Below are 19162 nucleotides of genomic sequence, written 5' to 3'. Positions count from 1 at the left end.
GTGGGCGGGGGCGCCTGGCTGTGCGGGTGTTCGTCGCGGTGTGCCGCCGGGCCCCCCGGGCCAGAGCCCGAGGAACACCGGCAATGCGATCGGGTGGTTGTCCACAGGGCTGCGTGCCCGGGTTCGCCAGGCTCCGTAGTGTCCCGGCGGTTGGGCGAACGACTCGGGGGTGGACGACGTGGCACGGCGCACGACGCTGCGACTGGTGGCCGGCCTGGCGGCGGGCGTGGCCCTGCTGGGCGGGTGCTCGGAGAAGCAGGAGGCCAGCGACACGCTGCCGAGCGCGGACGCGACCCAGCCGTCGGAGGCCGAGCTCCCACCCCTCGGCCCGGCGGACATGCCGATGCCGGACGAGGCCCGCACCCAGGACGCCGCGGGTGCGGAGGCGTTCGTGCGGTACTACATCGACCTCATCAACCGGACGTCCATCGTCATGGACGCCGCTCCCCTCCGCGAGTTCAGCGACGGCTGCATCGATTGCGCTCGTATAGCCACGAGCACTGAAAATGCCGCAGCAGCGGGTCAACGCTACGAGGGCGGAGAGATGACAGTTGTGGAGGTTGGCCGCCCGCTAGTGAAGGAGACCGTCGCCGAACTGCCCTTGCGCGTCAACCAAGCGACATTTGTGGTCCGCGCTGCGGACGGCGCTGCGGTTGAGGGCGGCTCGGAGCCGTACTCGAACATCCTTGGTGGCGCAGCGTTGAGGTGGAACGCCAGCCAAGAGACTTGGCTAATGACCGACCTCACATTCGGATGACCAACGTCTTAAGAGCCGCCTGGGTCCTCACCCTCGCATGGATCCTGATCGGCATCGCTCCTGCCGATGCAGCCGATTGCGGGCGGGCCATCTGCCCAGATGTAAGTACCGTCCCTGGCGCACTCACGGCTGCGTACGTCAATCAAGATCCCGGTAAAGGCTGGGGCGCAAGCAACGAGGCGATCCCAGCATCGCCATACCGGTACCGGCTCAGCCAGCCGTGTGCCGTCGACAGGGCGTTGGGCAGCGTGTGTCGCGCCGAAGACGACGCGTTCTGCCCTGCACCTCCGGACCGCGTCGTCCAAATGCTCGTCATCGAGCAACAGCGCCTCGTCCTCCCCGACGGTACGACGGTGGACGGATTTGATTCCTTCGGCGCAGCACCCGGCACCCCGGTAGGTGGGTGGATCGCGCTCGCGCAAACCTGCGTGGACATCACGGCGCTCAACCCGCCGCCGTCCCCGGGTGAGGTGTTCCGCTACTTCCAGACCCTCCCGCTGCCACAACTGCCCACGCAGCAGCAGCCGCCGGGCAACGGTCTGGTCGGCCTGCCCGTCGTCTTCTACACCGACGGTCCGACCACACAGACCTTCGCCGTGGACATCCGCGGGTTCGACGTCGACATCGTCGCCACGGCCACCGGGTTCACCTGGCACACCGGCGACGGCACCGAGCTCACCAGCACCGACCCCGGCGCGCCCTACCCGCACCACACGGTCAGCCACGAGTACCGCAGCGGCACCTACACCGCCGCGCTCACCACCACCTGGAGCGGCACGTTCAGCGTCGACGGCGGTGCGAGCGCCGACGTCCCGGGCACGACGACCACCGACGGCCCACCGGTCACGTTCGCCGTCCTGCAGGCGAACGCCGTCCTCACCAACCCGTACGACTGACCGCTCCTGCGGTGTTGCGCGTGCCTCTGCGGCCCTGCACCACCGCAGGAGCGGGCAGAACACCGCAACAGCCGCCGAGCCACACCCGCATTGCCGGTGCTCCTCGTGCCGTGCGGGCGCTGTAGCGCCCGCACGGCACGAGGAACGCCCGCAGAGCCGCAAACGGCGGTCAGTCCGACACCGGCTCCCGGCACCCCGACGCCAGCGCGCGCTCCGCCGTCGCGAGCACCGCCACCACGTCCCGGGCGAAGCCGACGTCGCAGGGGTGCGTGCCCCCGGTCATCGCCGCCTGGCCCAGCTCGTCGACCGCCACCGACAGCGCCTCGACGGGGTGCTCGGTGTCGGGCAGCAGGACGACGCGGCCGGCGTCCCCGTGCACGTAGAACTCGATGCCCGTCGACATCGGCGCCACCGTGTGGGACAGCGTCACGGTCGACGACACCCCGGCGGAGTGCTGCAGCACCAGGTGCACGGTGTCGCCCGACCCGCCGCCGGCCTGGACCGACGTGACTGGCCCGAGCGCCGGCAACAACAGCGACAGCGCGTGCGGGCCGATGTCCCACAGTGCCCCGTGCCGCCGTCGCCAGGCGGAGTCGAAGGGACTGCCGGCCAGGGCGCTGAGCCACGTGCCCGCGCCGCCGGCGAGCATCGTCCGCCCGGCCTGGGCCAGCCAACTCGACGTCCCGGCCTGGAAGCGGAACGTGAAGAACACGACCGAGGCGACCCCGGAGGAGCGCACCGCGGTCACGACCCGGTCGGCCTCGGCCAGCGACAGCCCGATCGGCTTCTCCAGGAGCAGGTGCTTGCCGGCCGCCGCGGCCCGCTCGACCAGCCCGACCTGCACCGACGGCGGGACGGCGATCGCCACCGCGTCCACCTCGGCCAGCAGCGCGTCGAGGTCGGCGTAGCCGGGGACGTCGAACTCCGCCCCGACGGCCTTGGCCTTGGCGAGGTCGCGGCCCCACACACCCACCAGCGCCGCCGTCGGGTGCTCGGCGAGCGCTGCGGCGTGCACGGTCTGCGCCCAGTGCCCGGTGCCGAGCACCCCGAAGCGCACGGTCAGACCGCCCCGAACTGGCGGTCCCCGGCGTCACCGAGGCCCGGAACGATGTAGGCCTTGTCGTTGAGCCCCTCGTCGACCGAGGCGGTGAAGACCCGCAGCGGCAGCCCGCTCTCCTCCAGCCGCGCGATGCCCTCCGGCGCGGCGAGCGCGCACAGCACGGTGATCGAGGTGGCGCCCCGGGCGGTGAGCAGCCCGCAGCAGTGCACCAGCGAGCCGCCGGTGGCCAGCATCGGGTCGAGCACGAAGACCTCGCGGTCGACCAGGGACGCCGGCAGCGAGGCCATGTACGCCTCCGGTTGGAAGGTCTCCTCGTTGCGGGCCAGCCCCACGAAGCCCATCTGGGACTCGGGCAGCATGCCGTGCGCGGTGTCGGCCATGCCCAGCCCCGCCCGCAGCACCGGCACGATCAGCGGCGGGGCGGCCAGCCGGAAACCGGTGGTCGCGGTGACCGGGGTGGTGATGGGGTCCTCCGCGACGGCGAGGTCGCGGGTGGCCTCGTAGACCAGCATCTGGGTGAGCTCGCGCAGCGCCGCACGGAAGGCCGCGTTGTCGGTCCGCTCGTCCCGCATGCGGGTCAGGCGGGCACGGGCGAGCGGGTGGTCCACGACGGTCAGCTGCACGCGCGCCACCGTATCGGCCGGGGGCGAGCCACCGTACCGGCCAGGGCAGATCCAGCTCGGGGGAGAATGCCCGCATGACCCACGTGCTCGACCCCGACGCCCTGACGGCGGAGACCCCGCCGCGGCGCGAGCCCCTGGCGCCGTTCCGTGACGTGACCCGCTCGGACGCCGCCTTCCGGGCCTTCCTGCACGGCCTCCCCGGCGTCGACCAGGTCGGCGCCGAGGCCCGCGTCGCCGTGCTGGGCACCCGGTCGATCAAGACCACCGCCAAGGCGTGGGCGATCGACACCGCGATCTCGATGGTCGACCTGACCACCCTCGAGGGCGCCGACACCCCCGGCAAGGTGCGCTCGCTGGCCGCCAAGGCCCGCCGTCCCGACCCCACCGACGCCTCCTGCCCGCATGTCGCGGCGGTCTGCGTCTACGGCGACCTCGCCGGCATCGCGACCGAGGCGCTGCAGGGCTCGGGCATCCACACCGCCGCCGTCGCCACCGCGTTCCCCAGCGGCCGGGCCAGCCGGGCGGTCAAGCTCGCCGACGTCCGGGACGCCGTGTCCAACGGAGCGGACGAGATCGACATGGTCATCGACCGCGGGGCGTTCCTGGCCGGCCGCTACCTCGACGTCTACGACGAGATCGTCGCGGTCAAGGAGGCCTGCGGGGACGCGCACCTCAAGGTCATCCTCGAGACCGGCGAGCTGGTCACGCTCGACGCCGTCCGCCGCGCCTCCTGGCTGGCCATGCTCGCCGGCGGCGACTTCATCAAGACCTCCACCGGCAAGGTCTCCCCCGCCGCCACGCTGCCGGTCTGCCTGGTGATGCTCGGGGCGGTCCGTGACTTCCGCGCCGCCACCGGCCGCCAGATCGGGGTCAAGCCCGCCGGCGGCATCCGCACCACCAAGGACGCCGTCAAGCACCTCGTCCTCGTCAACGAGGTCGCCGGTCCCGACTGGCTCTCCCCCGACTGGTTCCGCTTCGGCGCCTCCAGCCTGCTCAACGACCTGCTCCTGCAGCGGCAGAAGCTCCGCACCGGCCACTACAGCGGCCCGGACCACGTGACGGTGGACTGAACGATGACCAGCACCTTCGAGTACGCCCCCGCACCCGAGTCGCGGTCGATCGTCGACATCGCGCCGTCCTACGGCCTGTTCGTCGACGGCGAGTTCGTCGACGGCACGGGGGAGACGTTCAAGACGGTCAACCCGGCCACCGAGGAGGTCCTCTCCGAGGTCGCCTCCGGCACCGAGGCCGACGTCGACCGCGCCGTCCGCGCCGCCCGCCGCGCGTTCACCCGCGTCTGGGGTCCGATGCGCCCGGCCGACCGCGGCAAGTACCTGTTCCGCATCGCGCGGCTGCTGCAGGAGCGGGCGCGGGAGTTCGCCGTCCTGGAGTCGCTGGACAACGGCAAGCCGATCCGGGAGTCCCGCGACGTCGACGTCCCCCTGGCCGCGGCGCACTTCTTCTACCACGCGGGCTGGGCCGACAAGCTGGACTGGGCCGGCCTGGGCCCGGGCCCGCGGCCGCTGGGCGTGGCCGGGCAGGTCATCCCGTGGAACTTCCCGCTGCTGATGCTGGCGTGGAAGGTCGCCCCGGCGCTGGCCACCGGCAACACCGTCGTCCTGAAGCCGGCCGAGACCACCCCGCTGACCGCACTGCTGTTCGCCGAGGTCTGCCGCCAGGCCGACCTGCCGCCGGGCGTGGTCAACATCGTGACCGGCGCCGGCGACACCGGCCGGGCCGTGGTCGAGCACGACGACGTCGACAAGGTCGCGTTCACCGGCTCCACCGAGGTGGGCCGCGCCATCGCCCGCGCGGTCGCCGGCACCCGCAAGAAGCTCACCCTCGAGCTCGGCGGCAAGGCGGCCAACATCGTCTTCGACGACGCGCCGATCGACCAGGCCGTCGAGGGCATCGTGCAGGGCATCTTCTTCAACCAGGGGCACGTGTGCTGCGCCGGCTCCCGGCTGCTGGTGCAGGAGTCCGTCCACGACGAGGTCATCGCCTCCCTGCAGCGGCGGATCGGCACCCTCCGCCTCGGCGACCCGCTGGACAAGAACACCGACATCGGCGCCATCAACTCCGCCGAGCAGCTGGCGCGGATCCGCGAGCTGTCCGACATCGGCGAGGCCGAGGGCGCGCATCGGTGGCAGCCGGCCTGCGCGCTGCCCGACCGGGGCTTCTGGTTCCCGCCGACGGTGTTCACCGACGTCTCCCCCGCCCACCGCATCGCCCGCGACGAGGTGTTCGGGCCGGTCCTGTCGGTGCTCACCTTCCGGACGCCGGACGAGGCGGTCGCCAAGGCCAACAACACCACCTACGGGCTGTCGGCCGGGATCTGGACGGAGAAGGGGTCCCGCATCCTGGCGATCGCCGACCGGCTCCGGGCCGGCGTCGTCTGGGCCAACACGTTCAACAAGTTCGACCCGACGTCGCCGTTCGGCGGCTACAAGCAGTCCGGGTACGGCCGTGAGGGCGGTCGCCACGGGCTGGCCGCCTACCTGAAGGGGTCCGACCAGTGAGTGAGCATCGCAGCGAGCGCCAGCGAGCGAGGAGCGGAGCGAACGGCCTCGCGGAGCGAGGGAGTGTGACCGCGCAGTGATCGGCAGCGAGCGTCTCGCCGTCCGCAAGACCTACAAGCTCTACGTCAACGGCGCGTTCCCGCGCTCGGAGTCGGGCCGCACCTACGAGGTCACCGACGCCAAGGGCCACTTCCTCGCCAACGCCGCCTGGGCCTCCCGCAAGGACGCCCGGGACGCCGTCGTCGCCGCCCGCGCCGCGTTCGGGAAGTGGTCCCGCGCCACCGCCTACAACCGCGGCCAGGTGCTCTACCGGGTCGCCGAGGTGATGGAGGGCCGGCACACCCAGTTCTGCGAGGAGGTCGCCGCGGGCGAGGGCCTGTCCGGGTCCAAGGCCCGCGCCGCCGTCGACGCCGCGATCGACCGCTGGGTCTGGTACGCCGGGTGGACCGACAAGCTCGGTGCCGTCCTCGGCGGGGCCAACCCGGTCGCCGGCCCGTACTTCGACTTCTCGCTGCCCGAGCCCACCGGCGTGGTCGCCGTCCTCGCGCCGCAGCGCTCCTCGCTGCTGGGCCTGGTCAGCGTGCTCGCCCCGGTGCTGGCCGGCGGCAACACCGCGGTCGTGGTGACGTCGAAGGAGCGGCCGCTGCCCGCGGTCACCCTCGGCGAGGTGCTCGCGACCAGCGACGTCCCGGCGGGCGTGGTGAACCTGCTCACCGGGGACGCCGGCGAGATCGGGCCCTGGCTGGCCGAGCACGACGACGTCGACGCCGTCGACCTGACCGGTGCTCCCGCCGGCCGTGCGATGGAGCTGGAGCGGCTGGCGGCGGGCAGCATCAAGCGGGTGCTGCGGCCGCCGGCGGAGGAGCCGGACTGGACCGCCGACCCCGGCCTGACGCGGCTGACCCCGTTCCTGGAGACGAAGACGGTCTGGCATCCGATGGGCGTCTGAGAGGCCCCGTCCCGGGTCCCACCCTGAGCTCGCGAAGGGTGGGGAGGACGGGGTCCTCTCTCTGGCACCCGATGGGCGTGTAGCAACCCGGAGGTGCGCTTCCAGGCGGAGCGGGCAGGATGGTCGCCGTGGCCAGGCCGAGCATCGTCCCCATCTCCCTCACCGTCGACGACCGCACCGGCTACACCCTGTGGGCGCCGCCGTGGGAGGAGGACGGCGAGGAGTGGCAGGCGTTCCTCGGCACGTCCGAGGGTGACACCGCGACGGTCCACCTCTTCCCGACCCCGGCGGCCCTGGCGGTGTTCTGCCGGACCCGCACCGACCACGACCTCGCCGACCACCCGGTGTGGCCGGTCGTCGTCGGGCTCGGCGCCGCGGACCTCACCCCGGACGACGACCACCGCTACGACCTCGACGGGGTCTACGACACCGCCGCGGAGAACGCCGACCGCTGGGCGGTCGAGGAGCTGGCCGCGACCATCGACATCGTCAGCCGGCTCGCCGAGTGCCTGGACCTCGGTGACGAGGAGGACGACGACCTCGACGAGGACCTGACCGACGAGGACGAGGACCGGGACGTCGATGCCGACGTCGACCTCGACCGCCGTCCGGCCGCCGACGTCGAGCGCGGCGGGGAGTTCAGCGCGCTCGCCGAGCTGGTGGCCCGCCCCGAGATCGGCTCGCTGGGGCTGGGCGTGGACGCCTTCGTCGGCCGCGCCGGCGAGGACGCGTGGCTCGGCGTCGGCAGCGCCCTCGACGACCTCTGGGAGGACGTCCTGGAGGAGTTGTCGGCCCACCTGGACTGGACCGGCGGAGGCACCGTCGCGCTCTCCGACTACCCGTCGGCGGCCGAGCAGGGCGACGACGAGGACGACCTGGCCGACGTCGAGGAGGCTCCCGCCGCCGAGGCCGCACCCGCGGTGACGCCGGTGAGCGCCATCGCCCGACCGGGCCGGATCGACGTCCCCGCCACCGAGGTCGCCAAGGCCGCGGAGTTCTGGGAGGGCGTCGGCATCCTGCCGGTGGAGCTCGTGGTGCCCGCCGGCGCCGGCCTGACCCTGCGCTGCTACGTCGACGACCGGGCGCGGTTCCTCGGCCGCGACGGCGAGGTCTTCCTGTTCGCCTCGCCCGACGACCTCGCCCGCTTCTGCGCCGGCGACGAGGAGCACGACCTCACCGAGATCGCGTCCTGGCCCGAGGTGGCCGGCACCGACGTCCCGCCGCTGCCGGCCGAGCAGGACCGCTACGACCTCACCGAGCTGACCGAGGTCGTGGCGGAGGTCGCCGACGGTGCTGCCGGGCTGGTCCCGCACCGCGCCCTCACCCAGCCGGTCGAGGGGGTGCAGGACGTCGCCGAGTACGCCGGGCTGACCCGCGTCGAGGCGCTGCTGCTGCCGACCGAGCCGCTGGGCCGGGCCGTCGCCCGCGCCGAGCGGGAGCCCGACGCCGCGCTGCGCGCCGAGGACGCCGCGGTGCTGCGGTCGGCGTGGGACGAGGTCGTCACCGAGGTCAGCGGGGCCCTCGTCTTCCGCGACTGAGCGGAGTCCCACCACAGAACGGCAGCGGCCGGCCCCGGGGAACCGGGACCGGCCGCTGCCGTGTCGTGACTGCGCTCAGCCGGAGAAGTCCGCCGAGCGGCCGGGGCGGCCACCCTGGCCGCGGTAGCCGCTGGGCCGGCGGTCGCCGTAGGAGCGCTCGCCGTCGCGGCGCGGACGCTCGGGGCGCTCGCCCACCGGACGGTCGCCGTCCCGGCGGGGACGGTCACCGTAGGGACGGCGCGGCCGGTCGCCGTCACGACGCGGACGGTCGCCCTCGCGGCGCGGGCGCCGCGGACCGGAGCCGGCCGGGCGGCGGGACTCGCGCACCGGGCGCTCGATCGGCTCGACGTGCACGCCGCTGGCGACGAGCTCGGCGATCGGGGCGTCACCCGGGCGGATCCGGTCGACGGCCGGGTCCACCTTGGCCGAGCGGAACCGGCGCTTGGCCTGGCCCACCTGGTCGGGAAGCAGCAGCGAGACGACGACGCCGGCGGCACCCGCGCGGGCGGTGCGTCCCGACCGGTGCAGGTAGGTCTTGGCGTCCGTCGGCGGGTCGTAGTGCAGGACCAGCGAGACGTCGTCGACGTGGATGCCGCGGGCGGCGACGTCGGTGGCGACCAGCACCGGGCTGCGGGCGTCGGTGAACGCCTCCAGCGCGCGCTTGCGGGCCGACTGCGGCAGCCCGCCGTGGATGGCCTGGGCCTTGATCCCGGCAGCCTGCAGGTTCTCGGTCAGCCGGTCCACGCCGAGCTGGGTCCGCGCGAAGACGATCGTGCGGCCCGGGCGGGAGGCCAGCTCGGTGGCCACCTGCAGCTTGTCGCGGAAGGCGAGGCTGAACGCGAGGTGCTCGGCCGGCGGGGCGTCGTCCCCGGCGCGCTTGACCTCGTGCCGGGCGGGGTCCTTCAGGTAGCGGCGGACCAGGGCGTCGACCTCGCCGTCCAGCGTGGCCGAGAACAACAGCCGCTGGGCGTCGGGGACGGTCTGGTCGAGCAGCTCCTTGACGACCGGGAGGAAGCCCAGGTCGGCCATGAAGTCGGCCTCGTCGAGCACGGTGACGACGACCTCGTCGAGGGTCGCCTCGCCCTGGCCGATGAGGTCCTGCAGCCGGCCGGGGGTGGCGATGACGACGTCGACGCCGCGGCGCAGCTGCTGGATCTGGCGGTACATGGGCGCGCCGCCGTAGACGGTGGCGAGCTGGACGCCGATGGCCTGGCCGAGGGGCGCCAGGTTGTCGTGCACCTGCTGGGCGAGCTCGCGGGTCGGGACGAGGACCAGGCCGCGCGGGGCGCGCCGGCCGGTCTGGACGTCGGCCCCGATGCGGGCCAGCAGGGGCAGGCCGAAGGCCAGGGTCTTGCCCGAGCCGGTGGCGGCCTTGCCGAGGACGTCACGGCCGGCCAGGGCGTCGGGCAGGGCCGAGGTCTGGATGGCGAAGGGGTGGCGGATGCCGCGCCGCTCGAGGGCGGTCACCAGCTGCTGGGGCAGGCCCAGCTGACCGAAGGTGGGGCCGGCGGGGGCCTCGGCCTCGGGGGCGTGCTCGGGGGTGGTCTGGACGTCGACAGCGTCGAACGTGGTCATACGGGTGTGGGACTCCGATGCTTCTCGGGCGCGTCCCGTGGTCATGCGTGAACGCCGTCGACCGGCGTCCTCACTGGCGATCGCTCACGTCAGCTGTGACGCCCGGATCTGCACGGATGCGCTCTTACCCGGACGGACCGTCCGGAGGATGACCGGCGAGTGCCGGTGCACTCAAGGTAGCAGCGCAGGTGGTCCGGCGATTCCCGAGCGCGGGGTGGCCCGCGCCACCCTCACCCGCGGAGGGCGGCGAACCCGGGCCGGACGACGTCGGCCAGCAGCCGCGCCCGCTCCGTCTCGTCGACGAACGCCGCCCGCAGCGCACGCTCGGTGACCGTCTGCACGTCGTCCCAGCCCCAGCCGAACGTGGCGGCCACGCCGGCCAGCTCGCTGGTCGCCGAGACCCCGCTCATCAGCCGGTTGTCGGTGTTGACGGTGACGGCGAAGCCGAGCCGGTGCAGGCGGTCCACCGGGTGCTCGGCCAGCGACGGGTAGGCACCGGTCTGCACGTTGGACGACGGCGCGACCTCGAGGGTCACCTGCTCCTCGCGCACCCGCTTGGCCACCGCGCCGAGCGAGCCGTCGGCGGCCACCTCGTCGGCGATGCGCACGCCGTGCCCCAGCCGCTCCGCGCGGGCGCCGTCGAGGGCGGCCACGATGCTGTCGATGCCGGCCGCCTCACCGGCGTGGACGGTGCGGTGCGCGCCGGCCCGGTCGAGCAGCGCGATCGCCGAGGGGTGGCGGTCGGGGGGGAAGCCGATCTCGGGGCCGGCCAGGTCGAACCCGGCGACCCCGGCGTCCCGGTGGCGGACGACGAGGCCCGCCACCTCGTCCCACCGGTCGTTCTGCCGCATGGCGCACAGCAGCGTGCCGACGGTGATGGGCGTGCCCGCGGCGGCCGCCTCCGCGCTGCCCGTCGCGAAGCCGTCGAGGATCGCCTCCACGGCCTCCTCGATCGGCGTCCCCTCCGCCGTGAGCAGCTCCGGCGCCATGCGCACCTCGGCGTACACGACGCCGTCCGCGGCCAGGTCGAGGGCGCACTCGCGGGCGACCCGGGCCACGCCCTCGGGGCGCTGCATGACCGCGACGGTGTGGGCGAACGTCTCCAGGTACCGCACCAGCGAGCCGGAGTCGGCGGCCTGCCGGAACCAGCGGCCCAGCTCGTCGGCGTCGTCCGCCGGCAGTCCGCGGTAGCCGCACGCGTCGGCGAGCTCGAGCACCGTCTGCGGCCGCAGCCCGCCGTCCAGGTGGTCGTGCAGCAGGACCTTCGGGGCGCGGCGGAGGATCTCGGCGGTCAGCGGTGCACTCACGGTGACATTGTCGTTCGGTCTCCGCGCGGACTCGATCCGGGGACCTGGCCGCGGTGTCCCTCAGCCCTCGCGGTCCTGCCAGCGGAAGGTGAGGGCGCAGAGGACCAGGCCGGCGACGCACCAGAGGCCGAGCACCAGCGCGACGGTGCCGAGCTCCCACGACCCCGCCGGCTCGCGGGCGGCCAGCTCCTCCGGGAGGAACACCGACCGCAGCCCCTGCGCGAGCCACTTCACCGGGAAGACCGCGGCGACGTCCTGCAGCCAGCCCGGCACCTGGTCGAAGGGCATGAACACGCCCGAGATGAACTCGAGCACCAGCGCGATCGGGGTGACCGTCGCCGACGCCGACCGGCCGTTGCGGGCCAGCGTCGACACGACGATGCCCAGCAGGGTGCACGCCGCGGCGCCCAGCACCGACACCCAGGCGAAGGTCAGCCAGTCGGTGCCCGAGGGCAGGTCGATGCCGAACACGAGGACGCCGACCAGCAGGAGCAGCGCGATCGTCGCGACCGCCACCGCCAGCACCTGCACGACCTTGCCGACGAAGTACGCACTCGCGGGCATCGGCGTCCCGGCGAGGCTCTTGAGCGTGCCGTCCGAGCGCTCCGCGGCGATGTGGATCGCCATGTTCTGCAGGCTGGCGCCGACGATGCCGGCGGTGATGACCCCGGCCATGAAGTACTGCGGGAAGTCGACGCCGGCACCGAGGTCGTAGTCGAGGACCGCGCCCAGGCCCAGCAGCAGGATCACCGGGAAGGCGAGGGTGAAGACCACCGACTCGCGCTGGCGGAAGAACTCCTTGAGCTCGACACCGGCGCGGGTCAGGTAGACCCGGCCGAACGAGGGCAGCGCGGTCCGCTCGGGGGCGGCGGTGGTCACGAGTGGTCCCCGATCATCTTCAGGTAGACGTCCTCGAGCGTGGGCCGGTTGACCGACAGGTCGGGCACCTCGCCGGGGAAGCGGGCGGCCAGCTCCCGCACGAACGCGGTGGGCGTCGTGGTCTCGGCGGTGCGCCGGACGCCGTCCTCGGTCCAGCTGACGACGGCGGGTGCCGTGCCGCGCCCACCCAGCGCCGTCGGGACGGCGACCTCCGCGAGCTCACCGCGGGCGAGGACGCCGACCCGGTCGGCGAGCGTCTCGGCCTCGTCGAGGTAGTGGGTGGTGAGCAGCATCGTGGTGCCCAGGTCGCGCAGCGAGCGGATCAATGCCCAGAACTGCCGCCGCGCCTCGGGGTCGAAGCCCGTGGTCGGCTCGTCGAGGAAGAGCAGGCGCGGTCGGCCGACGATGCCCAGCGCGACGTCCAGCCGCCGGCGCTGGCCACCGGAGAGGGCGCGGCCCCGGGCCGCCGCCTTGTCGGTGAGGCCGACCAGCTCCAGCACCTCGTCGGGGTCCCGGGGCTGCGCGTAGTACGACGCCCGTGCCGTGAGGAGCTCTCGGACCGAGAGCTGGCTGTCCCCCGCGCCCGACTGCAGCACGATGCCCAGCTGGGCCTTCCACCGGCGTCCGCCCTTGGCCGGGTCGACGCCGAGCACGCGGACGTCGCCGCCGTCCCGCTTCCGGTAGCCCTCCAGCACCTCGACCGTGCTGGTCTTGCCGGCGCCGTTCGGCCCGAGCAGCGCGAAGATCTCGCCGCGCCGGATGTCGAGGTCCAGGCCGTCGACGGCGGTGCGGTCCCCGTAGCGCTTCACGAGGCCGCGGATGGAGATGGCGGCATCGGGGTCGAGCGGATCGCCGGGCCGCGGCCGGCTGTCGGCCACCAGGGGCACGGACGTACTCGTCACGAGGAGACAGTCTCCCACCATGACATCGCGGTCCTCCGGGCCGCACCGCGGCCGAGTACCGTCCCCCGGCCGCGCTGAGCCCACCCCGGCCCTCGTCGGGGAGCCTCCGGCCCCAGCTCCTCGCGCCGCCTCGCAGGGCGGCGCCTCCGGGCGTTCCTCGGGGGACCCTCCGGGCCCCCGCTCGTCACGCCGTGATCCGGTCCAGGACCAGCGGCAGCGGGACGTCGTCGGTGTCGACCCCGATCGCGCCGTCCAGCGCCGCCAGCGCCCGCTCGATCCGGGCGGGGTCGTCGGTGTGCAGCTCGAGCAGCGGCTGCCCCTCGGTGACCTGCTCTCCCACCCCGGCGGTCCAGACGACGCCGGCCGCGGCCGACACCGGGTCCTCCTTGCGTGCCCGGCCGGCGCCCAGCCGCCAGGCCGCCACCCCGAGGGCGTAGGCGTCCAGGCGGGTCAGCGTGCCGGTGGCCGGGGCGGTCACGACGTGCTTCTCGGCCGGCTGCGGCAGCGGCGCGTCCGGGTCCCCGCCCTGGGCGGCGACCATCCGGCGCCAGACGTCCATCGCCCGGCCGTCGCGCAGCGCGTCGGCGGGGTCGACGTCGGACCGCCCGGCCCCGGCGAGCATCTCCCGGGCCAGGGCGAGGGTCAGCTCGACGACGTCGGCCGGCCCGCCACCGGCGAGCACCTCCACCGACTCGGCCACCTCGACGGCGTTGCCCGCCGCGCGGCCCAGCGGCCGGTCCATCGCGGTCACCAGCGCCACGGTGCGCACCCCGGCGGCCTCCCCCAGCCCGACCATGGTGCGGGCCAGCTCGCGGGAGGCGTCGGGGTCCTTCATGAAGGCGCCCGAGCCGGTCTTGACGTCGAGCACCAGCGCGTCGGCACCCTCGGCGATCTTCTTGCTCATGATCGAGCTGGCGATCAGCGGGATGGACTCCACCGTGCCGGTGACGTCGCGCAGCGCGTAGAGCTTCTTGTCCGCGGGGGCGAGGTCGTTGCCCGCCGCGCAGATGACCGCGCCCACCTCGCGCAGCTGCGCCAGGTAGGCCTCCTCGTGCACGTCGGCGCGCCAGCCGGGGATCGACTCCAGCTTGTCCAGCGTGCCGCCGGTGTGGCCCAGGCCCCGGCCGGACAGCTGCGGCACCGCCACCCCGCACGCGGCGACCAGCGGCGCCAGCGGCAGCGTGATCTTGTCGCCGACCCCGCCGGTGGAGTGCTTGTCGGCGGTCGGGCGGCCCAGCGGCGAGAGGTCCTTGCGCTCGCCGGAGTCGATCATCGCCTGCGTCCAGACGGCCAGCTCGCCGGCCGACATCCCGCGGAAGAACACCGCCATGAGCAGCGCGCTGACCTGCTCGTCGGGGACCGTCCCGTCGGTGTAGGACCGGATCACCCAGCGGATCTGCTCCGGGGTGAGCTCGACGCCGTCCCGCTTGGCCCGGATGACGTCGATCGCGTCGAACGTGCTCATGCCGGCGCCACCCCCGCCTTCGCCAGGTCCTCGGGGCCGAAGGCGTCCGGCAGCACCTCCCGCATCGGCACGATGCCCAGGGACACCGTCTCGATGAGCATCTCCGCGCCGCCGTGCTCCCACAGCAGCTGCCGGCACCGCCCGCAGGGCATGAGCGGCCGGCCGTCCCCGCCCACGCAGGCGACCGCGACCAGCCGGCCACCGCCGCTGCGCACCAGGTCGCTGACCAGGCCGCACTCGGCACACAGGCCCAGCCCGTAGGAGGCGTTCTCGACGTTGCAGCCGGTGACCACCCGGCCGTCGTCCACCAGGCCGGCGACCCCCACGGGGAACCGCGAGTAGGGGGCGTAGGCGTGGGTCATCGCCTCCCGCGCGGCCGCGCGCAGCGCGTCCCAGTCCACGCTCACTAGTTCTCTCCTCGTCGGTACACGAGCCCGTCGGCCTTGGGCATCCGCAGGCGTTGGGACGCCAGCGACAGCACCAGCAGCGTGGTCAGGTGCGGGGTGAACGACACCAGGCCGGGGGCCAGCTGGTCGATGGTCAGGAAGCCGATCAGGGCGCCGGCGGCGACGACGGCGGCCAGCACCGCCCGCACGGCGCGCCGGTGCACCGCCTGCCAGACGGCGACGCCGGCCAGCAGCACAGCCACGAGCAGGAGCAGCGCCACCACCGCCGACCGGCTGCGCAGCTGCAGCGCGTCGGCGAAGCCGAACAGGCCCGCGCCGGCCGCCAGGCCGCCCGGACGCCAGTTGCCGAAGATCAGGGCGGCCAGGCCGATGAAGCCGCGACCGTTGGTCTGCCCCTCCCGGTAGATGCCGGCGATGAAGACCAGGAACACGCCACCCATGCCGGCCAGCGCGCCGGAGACGACCACGGCGATGTACTTCAGCCGGTAGACCGGCACGCCGAGGGAGTCCGCGGCCGCCGGGTTCTCGCCGCACGAGCGCAGCCGCAGCCCGAAGGCGGTGCGCCACAGCAGCAGGTAGGACGCCGGCACCAGGAGCACCGCCAGGACGGTGAGCAGGCCCACGCCGCTGGTGAGCCCGCGGAGGACGCCGGCCACGTCGCTGACGAGGAACCACTGCTGGCGCTCGAGGTCGCCGAGCAGGTCGGGGCCCGAGGACAGCACCGGCACCGAGAACTCCGGCTGGTTGCCCGTGATCGCCGGGGACTGCGTGACGCCGCCCCCGGCGGGGTTGTCGGTGTAGTACAGCTCGGAGAGGAAGCGGACGACGCCCGCGGCGAGGATGTTGATCGCCACGCCGGAGACCACGTGGTCGACGCCGAAGGTGACGGTCACGACCGCGTGCAGCAGGCCGCCGAGCGCGCCGAACAGCAGCCCGCCGACCAGCGCCGCACCCCAGCCCCACTGGTAGCCGGCGAAGCCGGCGCCCCAGGTGCCGAGGGTCATCATCCCGTCCAGGCCGATGTTGACCACACCGGCCCGCTCGGAGTACAGCCCGCCGAGGGCGGCCAGCCCGATCGGCACGGCGAGCAGCAGCGCCGCGGAGATGGTGGACGACGACGTGAGCGCCTGCTCGCCGCTGATCACGCGGACTGCGGAGAGGAGCACGACCGCGCCCACCGCCAGCCAGGTGATCCGGCGGGCCCGCCCGCCGCCGAGGAACAGCTCCCCGACCGGGCCGCGCGCGGGCCGGGTGTCCTGCGAGCTCATGACGGCGCTCATGCCCCGGTCCCCTGCCGCTCGTCGGTCTGCCGGCCGGCGCCGGTGGTCGGGCTGACACCCGCGCCTGTCCCGGTGCCTCCGCCGCCCGTGGTCTGCTGCGGGCCGGTGCTGCCGTCACCTGCGACGGGAGCCGGGCCGGCCTGCGCCGAGCCGCGCTCCGCGGCGCGCAGGCCGATCCGCCGCGCCACCTCGTTGGAGACGACGACGGCCAGCACGATCGTGCCCTGGATGATCGTGACCACCGACGACGGGTAGTCCGCGATCTGCAGCGGCACCAGCGACCGGTCGAGGAAGGCGAACAGCAGCGCGGCGAACGCGATGCCGATCGGGTTGTTGCGGCCGAGCAGCGCCACGGCGATGCCGAGGAATCCCAGGCCGGCGGTGAAGTCGGTGGTGTAGCTGTGCGTCGTGCCGAGGAGGTCGGGCATGCCGATCAGCCCGGCCACCGCGCCCGACAGCAGCATGGTCTTCACGACCATGCCGCGGGCGTCGACCCCGCTGGCCCGCGCCGCCGACGGCGACAGCCCCGTGGCCCGCAGGTCGAAACCGAAGCGGGTCCGGTTCAGCAGGACCGCCACCGCGACGCCGAGGAGCGCGGCGACCACGAGGAAGCCGTAGAGCTGCCGGGGCGGGTTGGCCAGGCCGAACAGGTCGAGGACGACGTTCAGGCTGGGCATCCACCCGGACTCGGGGATCTCCGCGGTGCTGATGATCGACGCGCCCTCCGCGCTGCCCCGGAACGGCCCGGTGAGCAGGAACGACGCGATGCCCAGCGCGATGAAGTTGAGCATGATCGAGCTGATGACCTCGCTGACGCCGCGGGTCACCTTGAGGACGGCGACGATGCCCGCCCAGATCGCGGCGACCGCCATCGCCACGACGACGATCAGCAGCACGTGCAGGGGCCCCGGCAGGGCGACGGCGGCACCGACCGCGGCGGCCATGACCGTCGCCAGCCGGTACTGGCCCTCGACGCCGATGTTGAACAGCCCCATGCGGAACGCGATCGCGACCGCCAGCCCGGAGATGAACAGCGGGATGGCCCGGTTGAGGATCACCACGATGGCGGTGACCTGCTGCGTCGGGGTGTCCCCGAAGTCCACCATCACGCCGAAGACGTCGAGGGCGTTGACCCCCAGGACGGCCATCACGATGCCGGAGATGACGATCGCCGCCACGATGGCGAGCAGCGGCGCGACCAGGGCCGTGCCGATCCGGCGGAGCACGCTCATGCCGCACCCGCCGTCGTCCGCGCGCCGGTCATGTGGCCGCCGAGCTCCTCCGGGGTGACCTGCGCCGGGTCCAGGGTCGCGACCAGCCGGCCGCGGAGCATCACGTGCAGGGTGTCGGACAGGCCGATGAGCTCGTCGAGGTCGGCGGAGACCAGCAGGATGCCCATCCCCTCGGCCCGAGCTGCCTTCAGCAGCTCCCAGATGACCGCCTGGGCGCCGACGTCGACCCCGCGGGTCGGGTGGGCGGCCAGGAGCAGCCGCGGCGACGCGCTCATCTCGCGGCCGACGATCAGCTTCTGCTGGTTGCCACCGGAGAGGGCGACGGCGAGGGTGTCCGGCCCGGGGGCGCGGACGTCGTACTCGCGCATGATCCGCTCGGTGTCCGCGCGGGCGCCCTTGCGGTCGATGAAGGGGCCCTTCACCGCCGGCGGGCGGGTCTGGTGGCCGAGGATCCGGTTCTCCCAGAGCGAGGCGTCCAGCAGCATGCCCTGGCGGTGCCGGTCCTCGGGGATGAAGCCGAGCCCGGCCTCCCGGCGGGCGCGGGTGCTCCAGGCGCTGATGTCCTCCCCGCCGAGCACCACGGTGCCGGTGGCGACGTCGCGCAGACCCATGACGGCGTCGATCAGCTCGGACTGGCCGTTGCCCTCGACGCCGGCGATGCCGACGACCTCGCCCTCGCGGACGGTGAGGTCGACCGCGTCGACCAGCGGCCGCCCTCCGACGCCGGCCACCGTGACCCCGCGCAGCTCCAGGACGGGGGTGTCGCGGACGGTGGAGGTGCGGGTCTCCGGCGAGGGCAGCTCGGCGCCGACCATCATCTCGGCCAGCTCCCGGCTCGAGGTGGTCTTCGGGTCGGCGGTGCCGACGGTCGTGCCGCGCCGGATCACGGTGATCGAGTCGGCGACCTTGCGCACCTCGTCGAGCTTGTGCGAGATGAAGATGATCGTGAGGCCCTCGCGCTTGAGCTCGGCCAGGTTGCCGAACAGCTCGTCGACCTCCTGCGGCACGAGGACGGCGGTCGGCTCGTCGAGGATCAGGGTGCGGGCGTCGCGGTAGAGCACCTTCGCGATCTCGACCCGCTGCCGGTCGCCGACGCCGAGGTCCTCGACGAGCGCGTCGGGCCGCAGCCCGAGGTTGTAGCGGTCGGAGATGTCCTGGATGCGGCGGCGGGCCTCCGCGACGTCCAGCCGGCCCCCTCGCGTGGGCTCGCTGCCCAGGACGATGTTCTCCAGCACGGTGAAGTAGTCGGCCAGCATGAAGTGCTGGTGGACCATGCCGATGCCGGCGGCGATGGCATCCGACGGGCTGCGGAAGTTCACCTGCCGGCCGTCGATCGCGATGTGTCCCTCGTCCGGGCGGTGCTCGCCGTAGAGGGTCTTCATCAGCGTCGACTTGCCGGCGCCGTTCTCCCCCACGATGGCGTGCACCTCGCCCCGGCGGACCCGCAGCTCGATGTCCTTGTTGGCCACGACGCCCGGGAACCGCTTGGTGATGCCACGCAGCTCCACCGCCAGCGGCACGCCGCCGTCCGCGGGTGTGCCCGGTGGCTCCCCCGACGGCACGCCGGTCGTGGCCCCGTCTTCTGGCGGCATCGTGCGCCCTCTCCCTCGCTGCGCGCCCCGCGGGTGTGCCGGGCACGTCCACTCTGCTGCATCGGTGGCGCGGGATCGACCGCTCGCCACCGCTCTCCCGCCGGGTTCCACCGGCCGCCGCATGATCGCGCACCGGGGCGCGCGGGCCGACGGGCAGGGTCCCCGCTCACGACAGCGGGTC

17 protein-coding genes are annotated in these 19162 nt (G+C 73.8%); 6 read left to right on the top strand and 11 right to left on the bottom strand.

Annotation, left to right across the window (positions count from 1 at the left end; all coding sequences use genetic code 11):
* The first annotated feature begins 169 nt into the window (after positions 1 to 169).
* Both ACI784_RS01420 and ACI784_RS01415 read left to right on the top strand, forming a co-directional pair.
* The gene (locus ACI784_RS01420; RefSeq protein ID WP_457012315.1) at positions 170 to 757 is read left to right on the top strand and encodes a DUF6318 family protein; all 588 of its coding nucleotides are present in this window, start codon (positions 170 to 172) and stop codon (positions 755 to 757) included.
* Positions 758 to 1062: 305 nt separating this feature from the next.
* Positions 1063 to 1653: a hypothetical protein gene (locus tag ACI784_RS01415; protein WP_457012314.1), complete on the top strand. Its 591-nt coding sequence runs from the start codon at positions 1063 to 1065 to the stop codon at positions 1651 to 1653.
* A gap of 169 nt (positions 1654 to 1822) precedes the next feature.
* On the opposite strand, the gene ACI784_RS01410 is transcribed toward ACI784_RS01415, so the two are convergent.
* Positions 1823 to 2710 carry a Gfo/Idh/MocA family protein gene (locus ACI784_RS01410; RefSeq protein ID WP_456923035.1) on the bottom strand — a complete coding sequence of 296 codons (888 nt, stop codon included), beginning with the start codon at positions 2708 to 2710 and terminating at the stop codon, positions 1823 to 1825.
* 2 nt (positions 2711 to 2712) lie between these two features.
* Positions 2713 to 3336, bottom strand: a complete 624-nt coding sequence (gene upp / locus ACI784_RS01405; protein ID WP_456923034.1) for a uracil phosphoribosyltransferase — start codon at positions 3334 to 3336, stop codon at positions 2713 to 2715.
* A gap of 74 nt (positions 3337 to 3410) precedes the next feature.
* On the opposite strand from upp, the gene deoC reads away from it, so the two are divergent.
* From deoC to ACI784_RS01385, 4 genes are all read left to right on the top strand, one after another.
* Positions 3411 to 4406 (top strand): deoxyribose-phosphate aldolase, encoded by a 996-nt coding sequence (gene deoC / locus ACI784_RS01400; RefSeq protein WP_457012313.1) that lies wholly within the window; start codon positions 3411 to 3413, stop codon positions 4404 to 4406.
* A gap of 3 nt (positions 4407 to 4409) precedes the next feature.
* A complete protein-coding gene (locus ACI784_RS01395) occupies positions 4410 to 5855 on the top strand; it encodes an aldehyde dehydrogenase family protein (RefSeq protein WP_456923032.1) in 1446 nt (481 codons plus the stop codon).
* 76 nt (positions 5856 to 5931) lie between these two features.
* Entirely contained in the window at positions 5932 to 6804 is an 873-nt protein-coding gene (locus ACI784_RS01390) for an aldehyde dehydrogenase family protein (protein ID WP_456923030.1), read from the top strand.
* A 128-nt stretch (positions 6805 to 6932) separates the two neighbouring features.
* A complete protein-coding gene (locus ACI784_RS01385) occupies positions 6933 to 8342 on the top strand; it encodes a hypothetical protein (protein WP_457012312.1) in 1410 nt (469 codons plus the stop codon).
* A gap of 75 nt (positions 8343 to 8417) precedes the next feature.
* Here the strand turns inward: ACI784_RS01385 and ACI784_RS01380 are convergent, their stop codons facing one another.
* The 9 genes from ACI784_RS01380 to ACI784_RS01340 all read right to left on the bottom strand — a co-directional run bounded on the left by ACI784_RS01380 (position 8418) and on the right by ACI784_RS01340 (position 18981).
* On the bottom strand, positions 8418 to 9917 hold the full coding sequence (locus ACI784_RS01380) for a DEAD/DEAH box helicase (RefSeq protein ID WP_457012311.1): 1500 nt from the start codon (positions 9915 to 9917) through the stop codon (positions 8418 to 8420).
* Between the two features lie 230 nt (positions 9918 to 10147).
* The gene (locus tag ACI784_RS01375) at positions 10148 to 11224 is read right to left on the bottom strand and encodes an adenosine deaminase (protein ID WP_456923026.1); all 1077 of its coding nucleotides are present in this window, start codon (positions 11222 to 11224) and stop codon (positions 10148 to 10150) included.
* A gap of 60 nt (positions 11225 to 11284) precedes the next feature.
* Entirely contained in the window at positions 11285 to 12103 is an 819-nt protein-coding gene (locus ACI784_RS01370) for an ABC transporter permease (protein WP_456923025.1), read from the bottom strand.
* Entirely contained in the window at positions 12100 to 13005 is a 906-nt protein-coding gene (locus ACI784_RS01365) for an ABC transporter ATP-binding protein (RefSeq protein ID WP_456923024.1), read from the bottom strand. Before ACI784_RS01365 ends, ACI784_RS01370 begins: the two co-directional genes overlap by 4 nt.
* Before the next feature lie 184 nt (positions 13006 to 13189).
* Positions 13190 to 14470, bottom strand: coding sequence for a thymidine phosphorylase (locus ACI784_RS01360; protein ID WP_456923023.1), 1281 nt, complete (start codon positions 14468 to 14470; stop codon positions 13190 to 13192).
* A complete protein-coding gene (locus ACI784_RS01355) occupies positions 14467 to 14877 on the bottom strand; it encodes a cytidine deaminase (RefSeq protein ID WP_456923022.1) in 411 nt (136 codons plus the stop codon). The genes ACI784_RS01360 and ACI784_RS01355 overlap by 4 nt, the downstream gene beginning before the upstream one ends.
* Complete coding sequence (locus ACI784_RS01350; protein ID WP_457012308.1) at positions 14877 to 16157, bottom strand: ABC transporter permease; 1281 nt, start codon at positions 16155 to 16157, stop codon at positions 14877 to 14879. Before ACI784_RS01350 ends, ACI784_RS01355 begins: the two co-directional genes overlap by 1 nt.
* Positions 16154 to 17389: an ABC transporter permease gene (locus ACI784_RS01345; protein WP_457012307.1), complete on the bottom strand. Its 1236-nt coding sequence runs from the start codon at positions 17387 to 17389 to the stop codon at positions 16154 to 16156. Before ACI784_RS01345 ends, ACI784_RS01350 begins: the two co-directional genes overlap by 4 nt.
* Positions 17386 to 18981, bottom strand: coding sequence for an ABC transporter ATP-binding protein (locus ACI784_RS01340; RefSeq protein ID WP_457012306.1), 1596 nt, complete (start codon positions 18979 to 18981; stop codon positions 17386 to 17388). The genes ACI784_RS01345 and ACI784_RS01340 overlap by 4 nt, the downstream gene beginning before the upstream one ends.
* Between the last annotated feature and the right edge of the window lie 181 nt (positions 18982 to 19162).

The sequence above is a fragment of the Geodermatophilus sp. SYSU D01186 genome, assembly GCF_054050215.1.
Note: the sequence above shows the minus strand (reverse complement) of the source record. Positions and strands in the feature narration are given on the sequence as shown.